The sequence below is a fragment of the Flavobacterium sp. genome, from assembly GCF_043720215.1.
GTDB lineage: Bacteria > Bacteroidota > Bacteroidia > Flavobacteriales > Flavobacteriaceae > Flavobacterium.
This window is the reverse complement of the sequence record NZ_JAYSSZ010000200.1, coordinates 1-3,185: the sequence shown is the minus strand read 5'-3', so window position 1 is coordinate 3,185 and position 3,185 is coordinate 1. Positions and strand designations below refer to the sequence as shown.

The 3,185-nt window shown below is 28.9% G+C and carries 5 protein-coding genes; 3 read left to right on the top strand and 2 right to left on the bottom strand.

Features of this window, described 5'->3' with window-relative positions; all coding sequences use genetic code 11:
- The first annotated feature begins 60 nt into the window (after nucleotides 1–60).
- On the top strand, nucleotides 61–1,176 hold the full coding sequence (locus ACHZC3_RS09180; RefSeq protein ID WP_394759567.1) for a glycosyltransferase: 1,116 nt from the start codon (nucleotides 61–63) through the stop codon (nucleotides 1,174–1,176).
- Complete coding sequence (locus ACHZC3_RS09175) at nucleotides 1,167–1,715, top strand: RNA polymerase sigma factor (RefSeq protein ID WP_394759566.1); 549 nt, start codon at nucleotides 1,167–1,169, stop codon at nucleotides 1,713–1,715. The genes ACHZC3_RS09180 and ACHZC3_RS09175 overlap by 10 nt, the downstream gene beginning before the upstream one ends.
- Before the next feature lie 50 nt (nucleotides 1,716–1,765).
- Here ACHZC3_RS09175 and ACHZC3_RS09170 read toward each other — a convergent pair whose 3' ends face one another.
- Together ACHZC3_RS09170 and ACHZC3_RS09165 are read right to left on the bottom strand one after the other, a co-directional pair.
- Nucleotides 1,766–1,975, bottom strand: coding sequence for a helix-turn-helix domain-containing protein (locus tag ACHZC3_RS09170; protein ID WP_394759565.1), 210 nt, complete (start codon nucleotides 1,973–1,975; stop codon nucleotides 1,766–1,768).
- Nucleotides 1,976–1,978: 3 nt separating this feature from the next.
- Nucleotides 1,979–2,533 carry a DUF2975 domain-containing protein gene (locus ACHZC3_RS09165; protein ID WP_394759564.1) on the bottom strand — a complete coding sequence of 185 codons (555 nt, stop codon included), beginning with the start codon at nucleotides 2,531–2,533 and terminating at the stop codon, nucleotides 1,979–1,981.
- A gap of 254 nt (nucleotides 2,534–2,787) precedes the next feature.
- Here ACHZC3_RS09165 and ACHZC3_RS09160 point away from each other — a divergent pair.
- Nucleotides 2,788–3,185: MFS transporter (locus ACHZC3_RS09160; RefSeq protein ID WP_394759563.1), on the top strand; the 398-nt coding region annotated here is incomplete at its 3' end.

Genomic DNA, 3,185 nt, shown 5'->3' with positions numbered 1-3,185 from the left:
CTAAAATCTAAAATCTAAAATCTTTTACTACCTTTGCACAACTATTTTTTTACTCATTATATGGCCCAATTTTTACTCATTTTACTTTACTTTTTTATAGGAATTGTAGTAGTTCAGATTATTTATTATTTATTTATTTTTGGTAAATTTTCTTTTGCAAAACCTCAGGAAAGCACTTTTAAGCATATTCCAATTTCAGTAATTGTATGTGCAAAAAATGAGGAAGAAAACGTAAAAAAATATATTCCGCTTCTGGCAGAACAAAATTATTCCAACTTCGAAATCATCCTAATTGACGATGCTTCTAGTGATGAAACATTAGAAGTTTTTGAAAAATTTGAAAAGCAATATCCAAATTTAAAACTGGTAAAAGTAGCGAATAACGAAGCGTTTTGGGGAAATAAAAAATTCGCCTTAACCTTAGGAATTAAAGCTGCAACAAAAGAGTATTTACTTTTTACCGATGCCGATTGCTACCCAAATTCTACAAACTGGATTGCAGAAATGAGTTCACATTTTACACTACACAAAACTATCGTCTTGGGTTATGGTGGTTACGAAAAAATTAAGAATTCATTTCTAAATAAATTAATCCGTTTCGAAACTTTACTTACTGCAACACAATATTTTTCTTGGGCAAAACTTGGTAAACCTTATATGGGTGTTGGTAGAAATTTAGGCTATAAAAAAGATGAATTTTTTAATGTCAATGGTTTTATAAACCACATAAAATTGCGTTCTGGGGATGATGATTTATTCATAAACGAAGCTGCTACAAAGCAAAACACAGCAATCGCATACAACCCAGAAAGTTTTACCTATTCTGACGCTAAAACCAGTTACAAATCATGGATTATGCAAAAAAGGCGACATGTTTCGACTGCAAATCATTACAAATCATTCGATAAAATACAATTAGTCCTTTTTTATATTTCACAATTATTATTTTTTATAGTACCTACAGTTTTACTTAGTTTTCAATTCCAATGGATAATTGTTATTAGTTTAATTGTCCTAAGATATATAATTTCATGGATTTCTTTAGGATATTCAGCAGGAAAACTAAATGAGAAAGATGTCATGTATTGGTTCCCTATTTTAGAAATTATACTTATATTCACACAATTAAATGTGTTTATTAGAAATATTTTTTCAAAACCAATCACTTGGAAATAAAAAACCAAATAGAAAAAGCAAAACTTGGTGATCAAGTAGCCTTTACTTTCCTACTCGACAATTATTGGAACGAAGTGTATGGTTTTATGTTACAACGAACAGAAAACGAAACTGATGCTGAAGACATTACCATTGAAACTTTTTCTAAAGCTTTTGATAAAATAGCTACTTACAATCCAGAATTTCAATTTAACACTTGGCTTATTGCAATTGCAAAAAACGTACATATTGATTTACTTCGAAAGAAAAAATCATCTCTTTTTTTAGACATCACAGATCAAGAAGATGATATTGCATACAATGTTGCCGATACAACTCCATCAATAGAAGACAAATTAATCACCGAACAAAATCTGTCTCGTTTACTACAATTCATCAAAGAATTAAAACCCGCTTATCAAGAAGTTATTCAAATGCGTTATTTTCAAGAAATGAGTTATCAAGAAATTGCAGACGAATTAGAAGAACCACTAAATAATGTGAAAATAAAACTTCTAAGAGCAAAAAAACTCTTGTTAGAGATTATCACGAATAGTTAGTTAAAACAATTCTCAGTTTAGAAAGCTATTTTTTTTATTTTTTGCATTCATCATTTTCCATTATTATATTCTAATATATCTCCTGGTTGACAATCTAATGCTCTGCAAATTGACTCCAATGTACTAAAACGAATTGCTTTAGCTTTTCCTGTTTTCAAAATAGAAAGATTAGACAACGTCAAATCTACTCTTTCAGAAAGTTCATTCAACGAAATTTTACGTTTCGCCATCATAACATCTAAGTTTACTATTATTGCCATAACTTATATTGTTAATTCATTTTCTGATTGAATTTCTACTCCTCGCTTAAAAATTTGTGCAATTACTAAAAGTATAATTCCCATAAACAACCACACATCTGCACCGCCAAATTTTAAATACTGAATATCAGGCATTTTAATTCCTTTTTCAACTAGCCATTTTGTGTTTTGAACACCCCAATTAGAAAATAAGCCAATTCCTAAAGCCAAGTAGGACATATTAAAAATAAAACGCTTCATTTCAGTGTTAAATGGTTGTTTCAAATTTAGTTTTTTGTCAAGTAAGATTTTCACAATTAAATAAAAAAGAATAGCTTTCAGTATTGCAACAATACTCATTAACAATGCTTCTGTAAAAAAATAACCTTTATCGAAATCATATAAGTTTGATAAATCGATTTCTTCCCAAAAATTTTTGGCTCCATTTGGATTAATCGTTAGTGCAAAAAAAGTATTGAATAAAATTCCTCCTGCTTCAATACAAAGACCAATAAAAATAATCCACGAAAGTATATGTAGTACTTTCAACATCTGTTCTGTTGTGATTTTAATTTCCATAATTAGTTTACTATTTAGAATTAGTAAGCAAATATAATAATTATTTATTGAATAACAATAAAAATATGTTAATAAAAAATAAAAGCGTTTGTATTAACACAACATAGATTACGTAAAATTGTAACTCGAATTCAAATAAAATAGCTAGAAAATAGATGTGAATTCGTTTAGCTTACCAGTCTAACTGCTAACAAACAGCTATAGTTTTACATTTTGATAAAGGATTTCTATATTTGACGAAAATCTAGAAACCAATGCACGAATTCTCTACACAAGAAAAACTAAAACATTTATTCTCATTACCTGTAATTGTAGCCGCTTTAGGTTATTTTGTAGATATTTATGATTTACTATTATTTGGGATAGTTCGTGTTCCAAGTTTAAATAGTTTAGGTTTAAATCCAGATACATCAGGAACACTAATCATGAATTATCAAATGATTGGCTTATTACTTGGCGGAATTCTTTGGGGAATTTTAGGTGATAAAAAAGGGAGATTATCTGTTTTATTTGGTTCAATTATAGTCTATTCCTTAGCTAATATAGCTTGTGGTTTTTTACCTCAATTCCCATTTGAAGACAAAACAACTGTTTACGCTATTCTAAGATTTATAGCAGGAATAGGACTTGCAGGAGAACTTGGAGCTGGAAT